Genomic DNA, 18,621 nt, shown 5'->3' with positions numbered 1-18,621 from the left:
AGGTCCGCACGTGAGCGGGGATGGCAGCGGACGCTGGTCTACCTGATCGCCTTGATGAAGCTCCTCCGCCATTCACCGTTCCATCGCCTGCCCCGGCACCTGGTGCCCGTGGGCGTGCTCGCCCTCAGCCTGCTGCTCACGGCCTGTGTCTGTGTGCTGCTGGGGTTGTCCGCGCGCGCGCGGGACGAGGCGCGCTTCGAGAACCTGGTGCAGACGACGTCCGACCGCATCCAGCGCCGGCTGGACACGTACGTCGCGCTCCTCCAGGGCACCGAGGGCCTGTTCGCCACCCAGCAGGAGGTGACGCCGGCGGAGTTCTCCGCGTACGTGCACCTCTTCGATCTCCAGTCCCAGTACCCGGGCATCCAGGGGCTCGGCTTCACGCGGCGCTTCTCGCGCGAGGAGCGCACCCGGGTCGAGCGCCGGGCGCGGGCCACCCTGGGCCTGCCGGGCTTCCAGGCCTGGCCCGAGGTGCCCGGGGACGAGCTGCACTCCATCACCCTGCTGGAGCCGCGCGACCTGAGGAACCTGGCGGCCATGGGCTACAACATGTACTCCGAGCCCATCCGCCGCGAGGCGATGGCGCGCGCCCGGGACACGGGCCAGCCCGCGCTCACCGGGAAGGTGACGCTCAAGCAGGAGATCCACGAGGACAAGCAGGCGGGTTTCCTCCTGTACCTGCCCGTCTACGAGGGAGGGCACGTGCCGGCCACGCTGGAGGAGCGGCGCGAGCGGCTCCTGGGTTTCGTCTACTGCCCCTTCCGCGCGGATGATCTGCTCAACGGCATCTTCGGCACCGAGCGGCATCCGCGCGTGGCCTTCCAGCTCTACGACGGCCTGGAGGTGGACGAGGCGCGGCTGCTGCACCGCTCGCACGGCCCCGAGGCGCTGGCGTACGAGCCGATGTTCACCACCACCACCACGCTGCTGGTGGCGGGGCGGCCCTGGACGCTGACCTTCTCCTCGCTGCCGGCCTTCGACGCGACGGCCACGCGGCCCATGGTGCTGCTGCCCTTCTCGGGGCTGGGCACGCTGGTGAGCCTGGTCTTCTTCTTGATGATGCTCGCGCAGGTACGGGCGCGCGGGGAGGCGGAGCGGAGCGCGGACGGGCTGCGCGTGGCGCTCGCCGAGCGGGCCCGCGTGGAGGAGCAGCTGCGCGAGGCGGACCGGCGCAAGGACGACTTCCTGGCCATGCTGGCGCACGAGCTGCGCAACCCCCTGGCGCCGGTGCTCACCGCCGTGCAGCTCATGGAGCGCAAGCAGCAGGCGGGCCTGGGCACGGAGCGGGAGCGCGAGGTGGTGGAGCGCCAGGTGCACCACATGCGGCGGCTGGTGGATGACCTGCTCGACGTGTCGCGGGTGACGCGGGGCAAGATTCAGCTGCGCACGCACCCGATGGACCTGGTGGCCTCGGTGGGCAGGGCGGTGGAGGCGGCGCGGCCCTTCGCGGACTCGAGGGGGCACACGTTGCGCGTGGAGCTGCCGGACGGGCCGGTGTGGACGGAGGCGGACCCGGTGCGGCTGGTGCAGGTGTTCACCAACCTGCTGCACAACGCGGCGAAGTACTCGGAGCCCGGGGGCCGCATCACCCTGACGCTGGCGCGCGAGGGCGGCGAGGCGGTGGTGCGGGTGGCGGACACGGGCATGGGCATTCCGGCCGAGGCGCTGCCGCACCTCTTCGAGCCCTTCATGCAGGTGGCGCGCACGCTGGACCGGGCGCAGGGAGGCCTGGGCCTGGGGCTGACGCTGGTGAAGCAGCTGGTGGAGATGCACGGCGGCCGTGTGGAGGCCGCGAGCGAGGGCGTGGGCAAGGGCAGTGTCTTCACGGTGCGCCTGCCGCTGCTGCCCGAGGCGCGCGTGCCGGTGGCGCCGGTGGAGGCTCCAGCCGAGGGAGAGGCATCCACCGGGGGACGCCGCGTGCTCGTGGTGGACGACAACGTGGACGCCGCGGAGCTGCTGGGCGAGGTGCTGGAGATGGATGGGCACCGGGTGACGGTGGTGCACGACGGCATGGCGGCGCTGGAGCGCCTGGGCGCCGAGGCTCCCGAGGTCGTCTTCCTCGACATCGGCCTGCCGGGGATGGATGGGTACGAGGTGGCGCGCAGGATTCGCGAGCGCTCGGGCGGCGCGGGCCCGAGGCTGGTGGCCGTGACGGGTTATGGGCAGGCGTCGGACCGGCAGCACGCGCGCGAGGCGGGCTTCGATGCGCACCTCGTCAAGCCGGTGGAGCTCGAGCAGGTGCGCGAGCTGGTGGCGGACGTGGGAGACGGCGGGGCCGGTGCGGCCGCGTTGAACTGACGGCGCTCAACGGCAGCCCACCGTGCGAGCGCTCCGGGACGCAGGGGCCCGCCGCTGTCACTGCGCGGCGCGTCGTAGGGGCCGAATGTTGGGAAACAGACCTTCTTTCCGGGCCTGCTTGCTCCCCTCGGATTACCGGGTTTGGCCAAGCAGTTGTTATGCTTCGGATTCACACAGTCGTCACAGTGGGGGAGCGCGAGTGTCCTTCGTCCAGTTGCCCGAGAGCGTCACCACCTGCCGCAACCTCGTGGGAGGCGAGTGGCTGGTGCCGCGAGACGCCTCTCTGCTCGACGTCCACAGTCCATATACCGGAGGAGTCATTGGCCGCGTGCCGCTGACGCCCGCGGAGGGGGTGGCCCAGGCGGTGGAGGCGGCCCGGGCCGCGGCGCCCGGCTGGCGCGCCACGCCCCTGCGCGAGCGCACCACGCTCATGAGCCGCTTCCGCACCCTGCTCGAGTCGAACCTGGATCGCCTGTCACATCTGGCGGCGAGCGAGGCGGGCAAGACGGTGGCCGAGGCGCGCGCGGGCCTGCTCAAGGGCCTGGAGGTGTGTGACTTCGCGCTCTCGCTGCAGAACCTGGACAGCGGCGGCGCGATGGAGGTGAGCCGCGGTGTCTCGTGCGAGTTCCGGCGCGAGCCGCTCGGCGTGGTGGCGGGGATTACCCCGTTCAACTTCCCGGCCATGGTGCCGATGTGGATGTTCCCCATCGCGGTGACGGTGGGCAATGCCTTCATCCTCAAGCCCTCGGAGAAGGTGCCGCTGACGGCGTGCGCGCTCGGCGAGCTGATGGTGGAGGCGGGCATTCCGCGCGGAGTCTTCTCCGTGGTGCACGGAGGCCGCGAGACGGTGGAGGCCCTGGTGGCCCACCCGGACGTGCGCGCGGTGGGCTTCGTCGGCTCGTCCGCGGTGGCGCGGCGCGTGTACGCGGAGGGCAGCGCGCAGGGCAAGCGCGTGCTGGCGCTCGGCGGGGCGAAGAACCACCTCATCGTCGTGCCCGACGCGGACGAGGCGCTCACCGCGCAGTCCGTGGTGGACTCCTTCACCGGGTGCGCCGGCCAGCGCTGCATGGCGGCCAGCGTGCTGCTCGCGGTGGGAGACGTGCAGCGGATCATCGAGCAGGTGCGTGAGCGCGCCTCGCGGCTGGAGGTGGGGCCCGGCATGGGCGCCCTCATCGACCGCGCGAGCCTCACCCGCCTGGAGACGGCCATCGCCGCCGCGGAGCGCGCGGGCGCGCGGGTGCTGCTGGATGGGCGCGGGAAGAAGCCGGCCGGGGAGAAGTGGGCGGGCGGCTACTGGCTCGGGCCCACGATTCTGGATGGGGTGCGCCCGGAGATGGAGGCGGCGCAGCGGGAGCTGTTCGGCCCGGTGCTGTCCATCGTCCGCGTGCCCACGCTGTCGGCGGCGCTCGAGGTGGAGAACGCCTCGCCCTATGGCAACGCGGCGTCCATCTTCACCACCAATGGCGCGGTGGCGCAGGCGGTGGTCGAGGGCGCGCGCGTGGGCATGGTGGGCGTGAACGTGGGCGTGCCCGTGCCTCGCGAGCCCTTTTCGTTTGGTGGTACCGGTGAGTCCAAGTTCGGCCACGGTGACATCACGGGGGCGTCCAGCCTCGGTTTCTGGACGGACTTGAAGAAGGTCACCCGCAAGTGGACCTCGCGGACCGATGGCAGCTGGATGAGCTGAGAGGATCGAATTCCCATGGCTGATAAGAAACCCGTCAATCACATCCGTCTCACCTCGCATCCGGACAGCGACGCCCAGGTCACCCCCATCCGTTGGGCAGACCCGGAGCCGATGCGCCGTGGCCCCGTCATCGCCACGCTGACGGATCCCTCGCAGCGCAACGTCATCGGCACGCACTCGGGCTCGTACGCCATCTACCGGGCCGTGGCCGTGGCCGCCGGGCAGCTGACGCAGGACCACCGGCCGGATCTCACCAACACCGCGCCCGCGGTGCAGATTGGCCCCCACAAGGCCTGGGCGGACCCCGAGCGCATCGTGTCGATGGATCCGTGGGGCGCGGTGGCGCCGCAGGCCTTCCGCGCCTGGTTGGAGCAGGGCGTGGACATCCGGCCCACCATCGCCATCACCCGCGCGCACATCAACATGCCCGAGCTGCGCGATGCCATCACCGCCGGCCGCCTCAAGCCGGACGGGCACATCCTCTGCGCCAACGGTGACGTGAGCGTGGTGAAGGCCGCGGTGGAGCCGGTGTGGTACCTGCCCGGCGTCGCCAGGCGCTTCGGCCTCACGGAGGCGCAGCTGCGCCGCGGCCTCTTCGAGCAGACGGGCGGCATGTTCCCCGAGCTCATCACCCGCTCGGACCTGGAGGTGTTCCTGCCGCCCATTGGCGGGCTCACGCTCTACTTCTTCGGGGACATGGACACCATCTCCAACCCGGACGTCCCGCTGGCGGTGCGCGTGCACGACGAGTGCAACGGCTCGGACGTGTTCGGCAGCGACATCTGCACGTGCCGGCCGTACCTCACGCATGGCATCGAGGTGTGCATCCAGACGGCCCAGCAGGGCGGAGCGGGCGTCATCGCGTACTCGCGCAAGGAGGGCCGCGCGCTGGGCGAGGTGACGAAGTTCCTCGTGTACAACGCGCGCAAGCGCCAGGAGGGCGGGGACTCGGCGGCCACCTACTTCCACCGCACCGAGTGCGTGGCCGGCGTGCAGGACATGCGCTTCCAGGAGCTGATGCCGGACGTGCTGCACTGGCTGGGCATCACCCGCATCCACCGCTTCGTGTCCATGAGCGACATGAAGCACGACGCCATCGTCCGCTCGGGCATCGAGATTCTCGAGCGCGTGCCCATCCCGGAGGAGCTGGTTCCCGCGGACGCCAAGGTGGAGATGGAGGCGAAGAAGGCCGCCGGCTACTTCACCACGGGCAAGGTGGCCTCGAAGGAGGAGCTCGCGGAGGTGAAGGGCAGGTCACTCGATGCGTGAGCCCTCCTCCGTGGTGGCGTACCTGCGCAGCCCTCGCGCGATCCGCGAGCGCTGCCGGGCCCTGCTGGAGCTGGGCACCGCCGGGCAGTTGAAGCACTTCCGCGTGGACATGGACCGGCTGCCCGCCGTGGCGGACTACGTGCTGGCCGTGACGCGCGAGTCGTACCCCACGCTGGACATTCCGGTGCACAGCCGGTGGGGACACTTCGACGTGGGCGGCGTGCGGCGCAACGCGGAGCTGGATGCGCGGCTGGCCTCGCTGCCGCGCGCCGAGCGGGCCCGGGCGAAGCTGGACCTGGCCATCACGAGCGTGCTGCTGGACGCGGGCAGCGGGCCCACGTGGAAGTACGTGGAGGCCGGCGGTGGCACGTATGCGCGCTCCGAGGGCCTGGCCGTGGCCAGCTTCCGCATGTTCCTCGCGGGGGCGTTCTCCTTGGACCCGAGCCAGCCGTTGCGGGCGGACGCCGAGGGGTTGCAGCGGCTGACGCTCGAGTCTCTGGCGCGGGGCTTCCAGGTGACGGAGTCCAACCCGCTGGCGGGGCTGGAGGGACGGCTCGCGCTGCTGCAGGGGTTGGGACGGGCGCTGCCGAGGCCCGGCGCGCTGTATGACCAGGTGTCGGCGTGGGGCTCGCGAGTGCCCGCGGCCGAGGTGCTGGGCCGGGTGCTGGAGTCACTGGGGCCCATCTGGCCGGGGCGCATCACGTTGGACGGGGTGAACCTGGGCGACGTGTGGCCGCACGCGATGCTGGGACGCGAGGGGAGCCCGGAGTCACTGGTGCCCTTCCACAAACTGTCCCAGTGGCTGACGTACTCGTTGCTGGAGCCGCTGGAGGAAGGCGGCATCACGGTGACGGACCTGGACGTGCTCACCGGACTGCCCGAGTACCGCAACGGAGGCCTGCTGGTGGACCTGGGCCTGCTGGTGCCGAGGGACGGGCGGCTGCTGACGGACGCGTACGCACCGGGCGCGGAGCCGATCGTGGAGTGGCGTGCACTGACGGTGGCGCTGCTGGACGAGGTGGCGAAGCGGGTGCGCGAGCGGTTGGGGATGACGGCGGAGCAGTTGCCGCTGGCGAAGGTGCTGCAGGGCGGGACGTGGAGCGCGGGCCGGAAGATCGCCGCGGAGAAGCGTCCGGGAGGCACGCCGCCCATCCGTATCGAGAGTGACGGGACGGTGTTCTGAAGTGCCCTCCCTCTCCCTCTGGGAGAGGGCCGGGGGTGAGGGTCTTCTTTCTATTACTCGAGCAACGAGGAGGGAGCCGTGACGTACCCTGACAACTGCACCGTGGTGGACCACCCGCTGGTGAAGCACAAGCTGACCCTGATGCGGCGCAAGGACACGAGCACGGCCTCGTTCCGCGCGCTGCTGCAGGAGATCTCCCTGCTGCTCGCCTACGAGGCGATGAGGGATCTGAAGGTGCGCGAGGAGACCATCGAGACGCCGATGATGGAGACGATGGCTCCGGTGCTGGACGGAAAGAAGCTGGTGCTGGTGGCGATCCTGCGCGCGGGGCAGGGCATCCTGGACGGGATGCTGCAACTGGTGCCGAGCGCGCGCGTGGGACACATCGGTCTGTACCGGGACCCGAAGACGCTGGCGGCGGTGGAGTACTACTACAAGGTGCCGAACCAGCTGGCGGACCGTGACGTCATCATGTGTGACCCGATGCTGGCGACGGGGAACTCGGCGGTGGCGGCGCTGAATCGGGTGAAGCGCAGCAAGCCGGGGAGCCTGCGTTTCGTGTGTCTGCTGGCGTGCCCCGAGGGCCTGGCGAACCTGCGCGAGCATCACCCGGACGTGCACGTCTACACGGCCGCGGTGGACGAGAAGCTGAACGAGCACGGCTACATCCTGCCGGGCCTGGGAGACGCGGGAGACCGGCTCTTCGGTACGCGGTAGCCCGAGGTCCGAGGGCCATGCATGCTGCCGGAGCATGAGTGACTGCTCCTGGCCGCGCATGGCCGTGGCCGTGTGGTTCCTGTTGGTGGTGTCGTGTGCGACGTCCCCGGAGGTGCCACCTCCGGAGGGACGGAGTGCGGCTAGGCCCACGGTGGTGCGGACGCGCCCGTTGCCGGGTGGTGCACTGCAACTCGCGTTCGAGCCGGTAGCGCCTGACCTTGGCCTGGAGCGGGTGAGGGTGGAGGAGGCGCGGGAGGTGCTCGCGGCTTTCCGTGCATCCTTCCCGCGAGAAGAGGGACGGCGCTTCCGGCTGGTGAGCACGTCGACGGAGTCGGGGCTGGAAGAATGGGAGCAACGGATGCGGGAGGACTTCGTGTCCCGGTTCGGCCCGCCCGAGGTGGCGCTGCCCTGGGGGCTGGAGACGAGCCGGCTGCTCATGGCGTTGAAGCTGTCGCCCCGCTACATGGGCGAGGGAGTGCGGGAAGCGGCGAGGGAGTTGTTCAGCTCGCGCGTCTTCCTCTCCAGCGTGGCGCTGTCGGTGCTGGTGTACTTCAGTGCCTGGCTGGTGCCCGAGCCGCTGTTCACCAAGGCGTGGGTGGCAACGTGGACGCTGAGGCTGACGCTGTTGGTGGGGGCGGTGGAGTTGAGCCGGTTCGCGCATGCGTGCGTGAGGCTGTACCAGGAGGCGCAGGCGGCCAGGACGGTGGAGGAGTTGGAGGCGGTGGCGGAGCGCTTCGGCAAGGCAATGGGCGGCACTGGGTTGAGGGTGTTGATGGTGGTGGCGAGTCTGGGAGTGGCCAAGGGGTTGCCCGAGGTGCCGAGTGGAGGGCTCGGGGCTCTGCTGCGCGCACCTCGGTTCGCGCTGCCCGAGGGGATGTCGATGGGGAGCGCATCGACGGTGCAGATGGTGGCCGATGGCACCGTCGTCGTGACGGGAATGGCGGCGGGTACGGCGGCAGCCTCCGCGGTGGGAAGCGCCTGCACGGATGGCTCCAAGAGCCAGGAGGGCTACCACTGGCACCACCTGGCCACGAACAAGAACGACATCTCGGAGCGGTTCGGTGGCCCATGGACGCCCAGGTTCGAGCAACTCTTCGAGTCGGTGGGGATGAGCCTGGACGCGGCGGAGAACCTCGTCTACCTCAAGGGCCACAAGGGTCCTCACCCCGAGGCGTATCATCGGGAGGTATACAGCAAGCTCCGAGCTGCGGTCAGAGACTGCGAAGACGTTCCTCAGTGCAGGAGCAAGCTCGCGAGGGCTCTCAAGGAACTCGCGGATGAGATATGTACCCCAGGGTCCCGACTCCACCGGCTGGCGACGCGTTCCCTGGACTGAGGACGAAACGAGACGCATGCGCAGGTATTTCGAGTTGGAGGATGACCTTTACCATCCAGGCCGCTGGCACTTGCGAGGCCCGTTGGATGAGCAAGGGCAGCGAATCAATCCCTGGCAGTTCTTCAAGGGCCGGCAACTCGATCTGCATGGCACGATCCGTTTCCACATGAAGCCCGAGGGCATGCCTCTGGAATTCAGTTGGGCCGCAGTCTCCATCCCCGTGGTCCACGGCCGCTTCGTCCAGCTCTTCGACCGGCTGGGCATCCGGGACGTGCAGTTCATCCCCGCCCAGGTGGACGGCCACACCGGGCCCTTCTTCATCCTCAACACCTTGTGCACCCTCCGCTGTATCGATGATGCCCGGTGCGAGGAAGTGCAGTACTGGAAGCCAGAGGATGGTCAGCCGGAAAAGGTGGGCGAGTACCGGTTCGTCATGGGGATGCGCATTGACCCGGAGAAGGTGGGCGATGCCCGCATCTTCCGCCCCTGGGGTTGGACGGGCTCGCTCATCATCTCCGAGGAGCTCAAGCAGGCCCTGGAGGCCGAGCGCATCTCCGGCACGCGCTTCATCGAGGTGTAGAAGAGTAGGGGAATGAGTGACTGCTCCTGGCCGCGCATGGCCGTGGCCTTGTGGTTTCTGTGGTTGGCTTCGTGTGCGACGTCCCCGGAGGTGCCGCCTCCGGAGGGACGGAGTGCAGCGCGGCCCACGGTGGTGCGGACGCGCCCGTTGCCGGGCGGTGCACTGCAACTCGCGTTCGAGCCGGTCGCGCTTGACCTTGGCCTGGAGCGGGTGAGGGTGGAGGAGGCGCGGGAGGTGCTCGCGGCCTTCCATGAGTCCTTGCCGCGACAAGAGGGACGCCGCTTCCGGCTGGTGAGCACGTCGACGGAGCCGGAAGAATGGGAGAGGAGGCTGCGGGAGGAGTTCGTGTCACGGTTGGGTCCGCCCGAGGTGGCGCTGCCCTGGGGACTGGACACGAGCCGGCTGCTCATGGCGTTGAAGCTGTCGCCCCGCTACATGGGCGAGGGAGTGCGGGAAGCGGCGAGGGAGTTGTTCAGCTCGCGCGTCTTCCTCTCCAGCGTGGCGCTGTCGGTGCTGGTGTATTTCAGTGCCTGGCTGGTGCCCGAGCCGCTGTTCACCAAGGCGTGGGTGGCAACGTGGACGCTGAGGCTGACGCTGTTGGTGGGGGCGGTGGAGTTGAGCCGGTTCGCCAACGCGTGCGTGAGGCTGTACCAGGAGGCGCAGGCGGCGAGGACGGTGGAGGAGTTGGAGGCGGTGGCGGAGCGCTTCGGCAAGGCAATGGGAGGCACGGGGCTGAGGGTGTTGATGGTGGTGGCGAGCCTGGGCGTGGCCAAGGGGTTGCCCGAGGTGCCGAGTGGAGGGCTCGGGGCGTTGCTGCGAGCGCCCCGGTTCGCGCTGCCCGAGGGGATGTCGATGGGGAGCGCATCGACGGTGCAGATGATGGCGGATGGCACCGTCATCGTGACGGGAGTAGCGGCGGGCACGGCGGCGGCCTCCGCGGTGGGAAGCGCCTGCACGGATGGCACCGAGAGCCAGGAGGGCTACCACTGGCACCACCTGGCCACGAACAAGAACGACATCTCGGAGCGTTCCGGTGGCCCATGGACGCCCAGGTTCGAGCAACTCTTCGAGTTGGCGGGGATGAGCCTGGACGCGGCGGAAAACCTCGTCTACCTCAAGGGCCACAAAGGCCCTCACCCCGAGGCGTACCATGAAGCGGTGTTCGAGAAACTCAACAGCGAGCTACGCGACTGCGGGCCCGTTCCTCGATGCAAGGCCAAGCTGCTGCAGGCACTTGGAAAGCTCGCGGAGGACATATGCACTCCCGGGTCCCGGCTTCATCGATTGGTGACGAAGTCTCACGACTGAAGCCGGAGGGCAAAGCGTGCACTATCTCCTCAAGGATGACATGCGCATCGCGGGACGTTGGCACCTGCGCCATCCCATCGATGAACACGGCGAGAAGATCGAGCCCTGGCAGTTCACCAAGAGCCAACAGCTCGAGCCCCACGGGACCATCCGTTTCCCCGTGAAGCCCGATGGACTGGCGCTGGAGTTCACCTTGGATGCCTTCCTGACTCCCGTGGTCCACGGCCGTGTCATCCAGCTCTTCGAGCGACTGGGCATCCAGGAGGTGCAGTTCATCCCCATCCAGGTCGAGGGACATGCCGGGCCCTATTTCATCCTCAATACCCTGCGCGTCATCCGATGCATCGACGACGCCCGGTGTGAGGAGGTGCAGTACTGGAAGCCGGAGGACGGCGAGCCCGAGAAGGTGGGCGAGTACCGGTTCGTCGCGGGCCTGCGCATCGATCCGTCGAAAGTCGAAGGAGCCCGCATCTTCCGACCCTGGGGGTGGCCGATGGCTCTCCTCATCTCTGAGGACCTCAAGCAGGCCATGGATGCCGAGCACATCACCGGCACGCGGTTCGTCGAGGCGTAAGAGTCGTGTGCCTTGAATAGTGGCGAGTTCCTCTCCGGCCCATGTGGCCTCGCCTGGTGAGAGACATGTCCGGATTCCATGAGCTAAGGGATGACGTCTACCATCCAGGGCGCTGGCACTTGAGCAGTCCCAGGGATGAGCAGGGACAGCGAATCGATCCCTGGCAGTTTTTCAAGGGTAGATGGCTCGAACGCCAGGGGCCCATCCGCTTTCCAGTGAAGCCCGATGGGGTGGAATTGGGCTTCTGTTGGGCGGCCTTCTCCATCCCCGTGGTCCACGGCCGCTTCGTCCAACTCTTCGAGCGCCTGGGTGTCCAGGACGTGCAGTTCATCCCCGTGGAGGTGGAGGGTCACGCCGGCTCCTTCTTCATCCTCAACACGCTGCGCACCCTGCGCTGCATCGACGATGCCCGGTGTGAAGAGGTGCAGTACTTCAAGCCCGAGGACGAGCAGCCCGAGAAGCTGGGCGAGTACAAGTACATCGCGGGCCTGCGCATCGACCCGGCGAAGGTGGGCGATGCCCGCATCTTCCGCCCCTGGGGTTGGACGGGCTCGCTCATCGTCTCCGAGGACCTCAAGCAGGCCCTGGAGGCCGAGCGCATCACCGGCACGCGGTTCGTCGAGGTGTGAGCGGGCATTCCCCGCGGCCCCGGATTGCTTTTGGGCCGGACCGCGTTTATCTCTATGGAACGATGATTCTCCTGACGTGCCAGCGTCGATTTAGCCGCCCCCCGAGCCCCACCAGGCGCCGGGAGGCCGTGCTGCGTCGCTAGCCCGTTCTCCCTTCGCGGATCGCCTCTCGGCGTGACGCTCGCCTGGACCAGGGGTTCGGGGGGTGTCCGAGCGTCCCGGCGTCTCCTGACGCCGCCTCCTTCCACTCCAGCCCGAGAGCCCTTCCATGTCCGTCTGCATCCTCAGCACCGACGCCGTCCGCCGTGCCCTTTCCATCCGTGACCTGACCGATCCCTCCGCCGGCCCTCATGCCATGCAGCGTCTCGTCGAGGACGTGCTCGCCGCCCTCCGCGACACCTGGCGCTGCGAGGTCCTCCTGCACCGGCAGAGCCCCATCGTCTCCGTCTCCGACAACTACGACCGGCTGCGCTACCCGCCCGGCGGGGCCGCCCGCGACGCCCGCTACACCCGCTACGTCTGTGACACCGCCCTGCTGCGCACCCAGACCTCGGCGATGATTCCTCCCCTGTTGCGTCAGCTCGCCGCCTCTCCCCGCGCTCCCGGAGACGTGTTGCTCGCCTGTCCCGGGCTCGTCTACCGCCGCGACTGCATCGACCGGCTCCACACCGGCGAGCCCCACCAGATGGACCTCTGGCGCATCCGCCACGGCGCGCCCCTCGGCGTCCGCGAGCTGCTCCACATGGTGGAGACCGTGGTGCGCGCCCTGCTCCCCGGCCACGCGCTGCGCACCACTCCCTCCCAGCACCCCTACACCACCGATGGGCTCCAGCTGGACGTCCGCCACGACGGCCAGTGGGTGGAGATCGGCGAGTGCGGCCTGGCCCACCCCGAGCTCCTCGCCGACTGCGGCCTGGACCCCTCGCGCGTCTCGGGGCTCGCCATGGGGCTCGGGATGGATCGCATCCTCATGTTGCGCAAGGGCCTGGACGACATCCGCCTGCTGCGCGCCGAGGACCCACGCATCGCCTCGCAGCTGCTCGACCTGGAGCCGTACCGCGAGGTCTCCTCCATGCCCGCCGTCCGCCGCGACCTCTCCCTCGTGCTCGAGGGCGACGCCACCCACGAGGAGCTCGGAGACAGGGCGCGCGCCGCGCTCGGCGAACAGGCCGGCGTGGTGGAGTCCGTCGAGGTGCTGTCGGAGACGCCCTACGAGTCCCTGCCGCCCGCCGCCATCCGGCGGCTCGGCATCGCTCCCGGGCAGAAGAACGTGCTGCTGCGCGTGGTGCTGCGCGCGCTCGACCGCTCGTTGACCCACGCCGAGTGCAACGAGCTGCGCGACCGCCTCTACGCCGCCCTGCACCGGGGCTCCGCCTGGCAGTGGGCCTCGGCCTCGGCCGCGCACCCCTGAGGCTGGTCCCGAAAGCAGGCCCGGCGCGGGGGACTACTCCGCCGCGCCGGTGTCCTGCTTCGCCGCGGTCTCGCGCGCCGCCTGCCCGCGCACCTGCATCGAGCCCACCAGCCGATCAATCCACATGTGGCTGATGCCGAAGTTCTTGTCCGGGCAGGCGAAGTGGTGCGCCATGTGGTGCGCGCGCATCGTCTTGCCCCACTGGGTCCACGGCTTCTTGTAGTGCACCGCCCAGTGCAGGTAGTCGTAGGCGAGGTAGCCCACGACGATGCCGAAGAAGTACGGAATCGTCGCGTCCGGCCGGCCCACCAGCCACAGCAGTCCGCCGATCACGATGGCCAGCGGGATGCTCGCGCCCAGGGGCATCACCAGCCGCTGCGGATCATCCGGGTACGTGTGGTGGTAGCCGTGGATGATGGCGTGGAAGCGCCGGGTGAGCGGCCCGTTCCCCTCCCAGTGGAAGAGGTTGCGGTGCAGCGTGTACTCCATGAAGCACCACGTGAGGTACCCCAGCGGCGCGAACAGGGCCACCATGCCCAGGCGCGTCGTCCCGCTCCAGAGCGCCCAGCCCAGCAGGCCCGTGATGATCGGGATGTAGAAGGCGAACGGAGTGACAGGGTGGATCTTCGAGGCGGCTTCGAGGAAGTCGTTCTCGAACATCCGCGCGGATCCGTGGCGCACGTACTCGGTCTTCATGGACGTACTCGGGAGTGAGGCAGAAGGGGTGTTGCATGGCGGACATCGCCCGCCGCCGTCCTTATATACCCCCCGGGCAAGCGGGGGGCGTCACGAAAATCCCCGGCTTCCTCCCCCGGTGTCCTCCAGTCCTTGCTGTCCGGCCCGCCTGGAGGACAGGCGGACGGCCGGGGTGTCTACCCTTGGACAGCCAGTTGCGGCATCCTGGATTTCCGTGGAGGGCATGAGCCGATGCGCCGACTGCTGCTGAGCACCCTGTATGGCACCCTGCTGGTGGGCGGCTCCCTGCTGTCCACCACCGTGCCCGCCCAGACCGAGCCCCGCAAGGACGTGGACCCTGCCGCCCTCTTCGCCCGGTTGGGCTGCACCCTGTGCCATGCCCCGGGCGCCCGCTACCACGAGCGCCTCGTCCAGTCCGCCAGCAAGTCCGAGCAGGAGCTGGTGAAGTGGATCCGCAACCCCGAGCAGTTCGCTCCCGGTACCACCATGCCCACCTACGCCTCGCTCGTCGACGAGCCCACGGCGCTCGCCCTGGCGCGGTGGATCAAGTCCGGCGGTCCGGCCGCTCGCAAGTAGGAGGCGCCGCATGCGTGTGCGCCGGGCGCTGCTCGTCGTGGATCTCGATGGTGTGGCCGGTGTGGACGCGCCCGACGCGCTCAGCGCCGGGACGGCGGAGTACGCGCGCGCCCGCGCCCTGCTGACGGCCGAGGTGAATGCCGCGGTGGAGGGCCTGCTCGCCGCGGGCTACCCGCGGGTGCGGGTGAGCGACAGCCACCTGTCCGGCTCCGGTGAGTCCAACCTGCTCCTCGATGCGCTGCACCCCGCGGCCGAGCCGTACTTCCTCGTCCCGGACGCGTACGCGCCCCACCTCTTCGAGGACGTGGAGGCGGTGGCCTGTCTGGGCATGCACGCGGCGGCGGGCCCGGTGGGCTTCGCCGCGCACACCGTGAACCTGCTGGGCGAGTGGACGTGCGCTGGACGGGCGCTGTCCGAGGCGGACTTGGTGCTGGCGCTGGCCGCGGAGGCCGGGGTGCCGGCGGTGTTCGTCTCGGGCGATGACGTGCTCCAGGCGCAGCTCGGCGGCCGCGTGGCCTCCGTGCGCACCAAGGAGGCCCTCTCCGTCACCCGCGCCTTCTCGCGCGCGCCCGAGGCCGTGCTGCCGGAGCTCACCCGCGCCGCTTCGCAGCCCGCCCGCCCCGTGGAGCCCCTCCCGGACGCGCCGCTCGTCCTCACCTTCAAGAGCGGGCACCAGGCCGCGCTCGCCGCCCAAGCGGGGGCCCGGCGGTTGGACCGTTACCGCGTGGAGGTGGAGGGGCCCACCTTCCGCGAGCGCTACACGCGGGCCCTTCACGCCGCCCGGGCCGCCACCGCGGTGCTGGGGGACGCGGTGCCGGATGCCCCCGGCAGCCCCGCCTTCCTCCGGGATGTCTCGGCGCTCTTCCACCTGCGAGGGCCTCCCGCGCACCCGCCCTCCCCGCGGACGGAGGCGGTGGACCGCGCGCTCGGGGCCTTCCTCTCGCTGACGGAGGGAGCGGACGACGAGGCGCGGGCCCTGCGCGCGCTGACGCTCCACATGCTGGAGGGCCATGCGCCCGGGGTCTTCGCACGCCGGGGACTGGGGCCCACGCTGGAGGCGGCGGTGGCCGCGCTGGCCGAGGTGCCGCTGGTGCTCCCCGACGGGCTCTCCCCGGACGTGGGCATGGCGCGGGTGGACGCCTGGTACGTGCGCCGCGAGCGCGGCCTGCCCCATGCCCCGCTGACGCCGTACCTCCTCCGGGCCTACCTGGAGCACCTGGATGGCGAGGGCCACGGCCTCCATGCGTGGCTGCTGGGGGAGATGGCCGCCACGCGCGGCCTGGACGTGCGCCTGTCCATCCCCGCACGGGCCATGCGCGAGCTCTCCCGCGTGGCGGACCTCTACTGGCTCACGCACCTGTACCTGCTGGACACCCGCTACCTGCGCACCGCGCCGCGGCACCCGGACGCCACGGCCTGGACGGAGGAGTTGCTGGTGGCCACCCCCTGGGTGGTGGAGCAGGGCAACGTGGACCTGGGCGCGGAGCTGGCCTTCTGTCTCCAGTGCGTGGACGAGGCGGGGGGCGGGGCCCACGAGGCCCTCCTGTGCCTGCTCGAGCGTCACCAGCAGCCCGATGGCCGCATGGAGGACGCCCATGCCACCGCGGGCGCGCTGCTCGCCTTCGCGGGCGCCGAGGAGCGTCATCCGAAGTTCTCACGGTGACGAACGGACAGGCACCGGCGGGGCGCCATCTTTCCCAGATGGGGAAATGACTTTCCATGGAGAGCCTGTAGGCCTCTGTGTGCCCGCTCCGGCGGGTGTTGATCCTCTCACGTTCTGAGACGCCCACCGTCGAGCGTTGGACGGAGTGGCTGTCGACAGGCAGACCTCTACGGCTTTCCTGGAGTTCCAGCCGATGCCGGGAAAATCCCGCATCCCCACCCTCACTTTTGCCACCCGGTGAGCCCCAGGTGGCCGAGAGCCGGAGGTGTGAGCCATGGGTTTCACGTCTTTCGAAGGTCTGCGGAACGGGATGGCCGGGCGCGTGGCGGGTCGGAGCGTGGTGGCGTGGGTGCTCACGTCGGCGCTGGTGGGCGCCACGGGCTGCGGGGTGGCGGAGCTGCCCGCGGACGAGCAGGGCTCGGAGTTGCGGACCCTGGAGCAGGCGCTCCGGGAGGAGAACGGGCTGTCGCTCAACGGCCTGTCGCTCAACGGCCTGTCGCTCAACGGGCTGTCGCTCAACGGCCTGTCCACCACGAACTTCTCCACCTGGTTCAACGGCGATCCGGCCAACAACGACCGGCTGATGCGCTACATGGTCCGCTGCGCGGTGCCCGCGGGCCAGACGCGCACCTTCACCAGCTCGCTGACGGGCACCGTGTACTCCTGGACGGGCCTGCTGGGACTGGCGCCCAACTGGGCGAGTGGCGCGCCGGCCACCGTGGAGGAGCAGCAGGTCATCTCCTCGTGCCTGGGGGCCCACGCCAACAACTACGGCCTCAACGTCTCCATCTCCGTGCTGGGGCGTGACGCGACGGGCAGCACCATCCCCTTCTCCTCCGAGGAGCTGTCCACCTTCTCCCGCAAGGAGTCGTGCTTCTTCGGCAACGTCTTCACCAACGAGGGGCTCTTCGCCGGCAATGACCGCAACGCGCTGGCCTCGGACGAGAGCACCGACCGTCCGTGTGGCCTGAAGGGCTTCGGAGCGCAGTCCAACCCGGCCTGCGAGCAGGTGAAGCGCATCGGCCAGTGCGAGCAGTACTGCACGCTGGACGCCAGCGGCACGTACTACACGCAGTGCACCTACAACGGCGTGCAGTACAAGCCGCTCACCACCCGCATCCGCGCCCAGGACGTGCACCGCTGCGGTGACGGCGTGTGCCAGAAGGGCGAGAGCTGCGGCTTCGGCATCACCGCGGACAGCTGCCTGCTCGACTGCGGCACCTGCGTCCTCTGAGGGGCGGTGGCCTCAGGCCACGCGCACCCGAGGGAGCTCCTCGCGGCGCTCCACCCGCATGGGCATGGGGCCGCGGGGACGGAGGCTGACGTGGGCCTCGGGCACCACGGGCACGCCGGGCACCTCGCGCAGCCGGAAGCGCTGCGCCACCAGCGTGAGGAGCAGCTGGGCCTCCATCATCGCGAAGTTGTTGCCGATGCACTGGCGCTGCCCGCCACCAAAGGGCAGGTAGGCCCAGCGCGGCCGGTCCTTGCTGTTCTCCGGGAGGAAGCGCGCCGGGTCGAAGCGCTCCGGCTCGGGCCAGAAGTCCGGGTGACGGTGGGTGACGTAGGGGACGAGGATGACGATGTCCCCCTTGGGAATCCGGTAGCCGTCCACCACGTCGTCCTCCAGGGGCACGCGGGGAATGGCCCAGATGGGCGGGTAGAGGCGCATGGCCTCCTCGAAGACGCAGCCCACGTAGCGCAGCCTCGGCAGGTCCGCCACCGTGGGCATCCGCCCGCCGAGCGCCGCGTCCACCTCCGCGTGCAGCGTGGCCTCCACCTCCGGGTGTCGTGCCAGCAGGTGGAACGTCCACGCCAGCGAGGTGGCCGTCGTCTCGTGGCCGGCCAGCAGCAGCGTCATCACCTCGTCGCGCAGCTGCGCGTCATCGAAGGTGTCCCCGGTGTCCGCGTCGCTGGCGGCCATGAGCATGCCGAGCAGATCCTCCGCCTGCGTCCCGGCCGCGCGGCGCTGGGAGATGAGGCCGCGGACGATTCCATCCAACGTGTCCACCGCCCGGCGGAAGGCGCGGTTGCTCCGCGTGGGCAGCCGGTAGAGCCAGGGCAGGTAGGGCAGGGGAGAGATGATGCGCGCGTTGGTGACCTCGAGCGCGGTGGTGAAGGCCTCGCCCACGGTGGTGGTGTGCCCGGCCACGTCCACGCCGAAGAGGGCGCGCACCGCCACGGTGAGGGTGAGCCGCATCAACTCCTGGAACACCGGCAGCGGCGTGCCCCCGTCCGCCGCGCGCTCCCAGGCCGGCAGCAGCTCGGCGATGGTGTCCGTCATCCGCGTGCCGAGCGCCGCCAGCCGCTCGCGGTGGAAGGCGGGCTGGGCGAGCCGGCGCTGGCGCTTCCAGAAGTCCCCCTCGGCGGTGAGCAGGCCGTTGCCCACCAGGGGACGTGTCTTGTCGAAGACGGTGCCCTTCGTGTAGCGGGCGCTCGCGTCGGCGAGCACGTGTTTGACGTGCTCGGGGTGCGTGAGCTGCTCCACGTAGATGTAGCCCATGCGGTAGCGCACCACGTCTCCCAGCCGCCGCTGGCTGTCGAGGTAAAGGCCGAGCGGGTTGCTCGCGCGCTCGGGCAGGTGGCCCCAGAGCCAGTGGCCCGGGGGCATGGGAGGCAGCGGTGCGGAGGGGGTGTTCATGAGGGACGGGCCGTTTCGGGAAGAGGCGGGAGTGTGTCCGCCGTGGAGCGTGGGAACCA

At 69.9% G+C, this 18,621-nt stretch carries 16 protein-coding genes; 14 read left to right on the top strand and 2 right to left on the bottom strand.

Going from position 1 to position 18,621, the window contains the following annotated elements; genetic code table 11:
* The first annotated feature begins 54 nt into the window (after nt 1-54).
* From VFZ09_RS41190 to VFZ09_RS41140, 11 genes are all read left to right on the top strand, one after another.
* Nucleotides 55-2,298 carry a CHASE domain-containing protein gene (locus VFZ09_RS41190; RefSeq protein WP_329733274.1) on the top strand — a complete coding sequence of 748 codons (2,244 nt, stop codon included), beginning with the start codon at nt 55-57 and terminating at the stop codon, nt 2,296-2,298.
* 199 nt (nt 2,299-2,497) lie between these two features.
* Complete coding sequence (mmsA, locus tag VFZ09_RS41185) at nt 2,498-3,982, top strand: CoA-acylating methylmalonate-semialdehyde dehydrogenase (RefSeq protein WP_329733273.1); 1,485 nt, start codon at nt 2,498-2,500, stop codon at nt 3,980-3,982.
* A gap of 15 nt (nt 3,983-3,997) precedes the next feature.
* The gene (locus VFZ09_RS41180; protein ID WP_329733272.1) at nt 3,998-5,251 is read left to right on the top strand and encodes a GTP cyclohydrolase II; all 1,254 of its coding nucleotides are present in this window, start codon (nt 3,998-4,000) and stop codon (nt 5,249-5,251) included.
* On the top strand, nt 5,244-6,434 hold the full coding sequence (locus VFZ09_RS41175) for a URC4/urg3 family protein (RefSeq protein ID WP_329733271.1): 1,191 nt from the start codon (nt 5,244-5,246) through the stop codon (nt 6,432-6,434). Before VFZ09_RS41180 ends, VFZ09_RS41175 begins: the two co-directional genes overlap by 8 nt.
* A gap of 78 nt (nt 6,435-6,512) precedes the next feature.
* A complete protein-coding gene (upp, locus tag VFZ09_RS41170) occupies nt 6,513-7,151 on the top strand; it encodes a uracil phosphoribosyltransferase (RefSeq protein ID WP_329733270.1) in 639 nt (212 codons plus the stop codon).
* 34 nt (nt 7,152-7,185) lie between these two features.
* Nucleotides 7,186-8,487 carry an AHH domain-containing protein gene (locus VFZ09_RS41165; RefSeq protein WP_329733269.1) on the top strand — a complete coding sequence of 434 codons (1,302 nt, stop codon included), beginning with the start codon at nt 7,186-7,188 and terminating at the stop codon, nt 8,485-8,487.
* Nucleotides 8,429-9,067: an imm11 family protein gene (locus VFZ09_RS41160; protein ID WP_414640797.1), complete on the top strand. Its 639-nt coding sequence runs from the start codon at nt 8,429-8,431 to the stop codon at nt 9,065-9,067. Before VFZ09_RS41165 ends, VFZ09_RS41160 begins: the two co-directional genes overlap by 59 nt.
* A gap of 12 nt (nt 9,068-9,079) precedes the next feature.
* Nucleotides 9,080-10,375 (top strand): AHH domain-containing protein, encoded by a 1,296-nt coding sequence (locus VFZ09_RS41155; protein WP_329733267.1) that lies wholly within the window; start codon nt 9,080-9,082, stop codon nt 10,373-10,375.
* Between the two features lie 16 nt (nt 10,376-10,391).
* Nucleotides 10,392-10,949, top strand: coding sequence for an imm11 family protein (locus VFZ09_RS41150; RefSeq protein WP_329733266.1), 558 nt, complete (start codon nt 10,392-10,394; stop codon nt 10,947-10,949).
* 65 nt (nt 10,950-11,014) lie between these two features.
* Nucleotides 11,015-11,578 carry an imm11 family protein gene (locus VFZ09_RS41145; RefSeq protein ID WP_329733265.1) on the top strand — a complete coding sequence of 188 codons (564 nt, stop codon included), beginning with the start codon at nt 11,015-11,017 and terminating at the stop codon, nt 11,576-11,578.
* A gap of 268 nt (nt 11,579-11,846) precedes the next feature.
* The gene (locus VFZ09_RS41140) at nt 11,847-12,989 is read left to right on the top strand and encodes a hypothetical protein (protein ID WP_329733264.1); all 1,143 of its coding nucleotides are present in this window, start codon (nt 11,847-11,849) and stop codon (nt 12,987-12,989) included.
* 33 nt (nt 12,990-13,022) lie between these two features.
* On the opposite strand, the gene VFZ09_RS41135 is transcribed toward VFZ09_RS41140, so the two are convergent.
* Complete coding sequence (locus VFZ09_RS41135) at nt 13,023-13,685, bottom strand: sterol desaturase family protein (RefSeq protein ID WP_329733263.1); 663 nt, start codon at nt 13,683-13,685, stop codon at nt 13,023-13,025.
* Between the two features lie 231 nt (nt 13,686-13,916).
* On the opposite strand from VFZ09_RS41135, the gene VFZ09_RS41130 reads away from it, so the two are divergent.
* From VFZ09_RS41130 to VFZ09_RS41120, 3 genes are all read left to right on the top strand, one after another.
* Nucleotides 13,917-14,261 (top strand): hypothetical protein, encoded by a 345-nt coding sequence (locus tag VFZ09_RS41130; RefSeq protein ID WP_329733262.1) that lies wholly within the window; start codon nt 13,917-13,919, stop codon nt 14,259-14,261.
* A gap of 10 nt (nt 14,262-14,271) precedes the next feature.
* Entirely contained in the window at nt 14,272-15,924 is a 1,653-nt protein-coding gene (locus VFZ09_RS41125) for a M55 family metallopeptidase (RefSeq protein ID WP_329733261.1), read from the top strand.
* A gap of 274 nt (nt 15,925-16,198) precedes the next feature.
* On the top strand, nt 16,199-17,158 hold the full coding sequence (locus tag VFZ09_RS41120) for a hypothetical protein (RefSeq protein ID WP_329733260.1): 960 nt from the start codon (nt 16,199-16,201) through the stop codon (nt 17,156-17,158).
* Between the two features lie 12 nt (nt 17,159-17,170).
* Here VFZ09_RS41120 and VFZ09_RS41115 read toward each other — a convergent pair whose 3' ends face one another.
* Complete coding sequence (locus VFZ09_RS41115) at nt 17,171-18,562, bottom strand: cytochrome P450 (protein ID WP_329733259.1); 1,392 nt, start codon at nt 18,560-18,562, stop codon at nt 17,171-17,173.
* Between the last annotated feature and the right edge of the window lie 59 nt (nt 18,563-18,621).

This window comes from Archangium sp. (assembly GCF_036277355.1).
GTDB lineage: Bacteria > Myxococcota > Myxococcia > Myxococcales > Myxococcaceae > Archangium.
Note: the sequence above shows the minus strand (reverse complement) of the source record. Positions and strands in the feature narration are given on the sequence as shown.

Bases quoted from the DNA above. Each gene is read 5' to 3' on its own strand.
- VFZ09_RS41135 (WP_329733263.1), bottom strand. From the start codon at position 13,685: ATGAAGACCGAGTACGTGCGCCACGGATCCGCGCGGATGTTCGAGAAC.
- VFZ09_RS41130 (WP_329733262.1), top strand. From the start codon at position 13,917: ATGCGCCGACTGCTGCTGAGCACCCTGTATGGCACCCTGCTGGTGGGC.
- VFZ09_RS41190 (WP_329733274.1), top strand. From the start codon at position 55: ATGAAGCTCCTCCGCCATTCACCGTTCCATCGCCTGCCCCGGCACCTG.
- VFZ09_RS41115 (WP_329733259.1), bottom strand. From the start codon at position 18,562: ATGAACACCCCCTCCGCACCGCTGCCTCCCATGCCCCCGGGCCACTGG.
- VFZ09_RS41180 (WP_329733272.1), top strand. From the start codon at position 3,998: ATGGCTGATAAGAAACCCGTCAATCACATCCGTCTCACCTCGCATCCG.
- VFZ09_RS41125 (WP_329733261.1), top strand. From the start codon at position 14,272: ATGCGTGTGCGCCGGGCGCTGCTCGTCGTGGATCTCGATGGTGTGGCC.
- VFZ09_RS41165 (WP_329733269.1), top strand. From the start codon at position 7,186: ATGAGTGACTGCTCCTGGCCGCGCATGGCCGTGGCCGTGTGGTTCCTG.
- VFZ09_RS41160 (WP_414640797.1), top strand. From the start codon at position 8,429: ATGAGATATGTACCCCAGGGTCCCGACTCCACCGGCTGGCGACGCGTT.
- VFZ09_RS41175 (WP_329733271.1), top strand. From the start codon at position 5,244: ATGCGTGAGCCCTCCTCCGTGGTGGCGTACCTGCGCAGCCCTCGCGCG.
- VFZ09_RS41145 (WP_329733265.1), top strand. From the start codon at position 11,015: ATGTCCGGATTCCATGAGCTAAGGGATGACGTCTACCATCCAGGGCGC.
- VFZ09_RS41140 (WP_329733264.1), top strand. From the start codon at position 11,847: ATGTCCGTCTGCATCCTCAGCACCGACGCCGTCCGCCGTGCCCTTTCC.
- VFZ09_RS41155 (WP_329733267.1), top strand. From the start codon at position 9,080: ATGAGTGACTGCTCCTGGCCGCGCATGGCCGTGGCCTTGTGGTTTCTG.
- VFZ09_RS41120 (WP_329733260.1), top strand. From the start codon at position 16,199: ATGGGTTTCACGTCTTTCGAAGGTCTGCGGAACGGGATGGCCGGGCGC.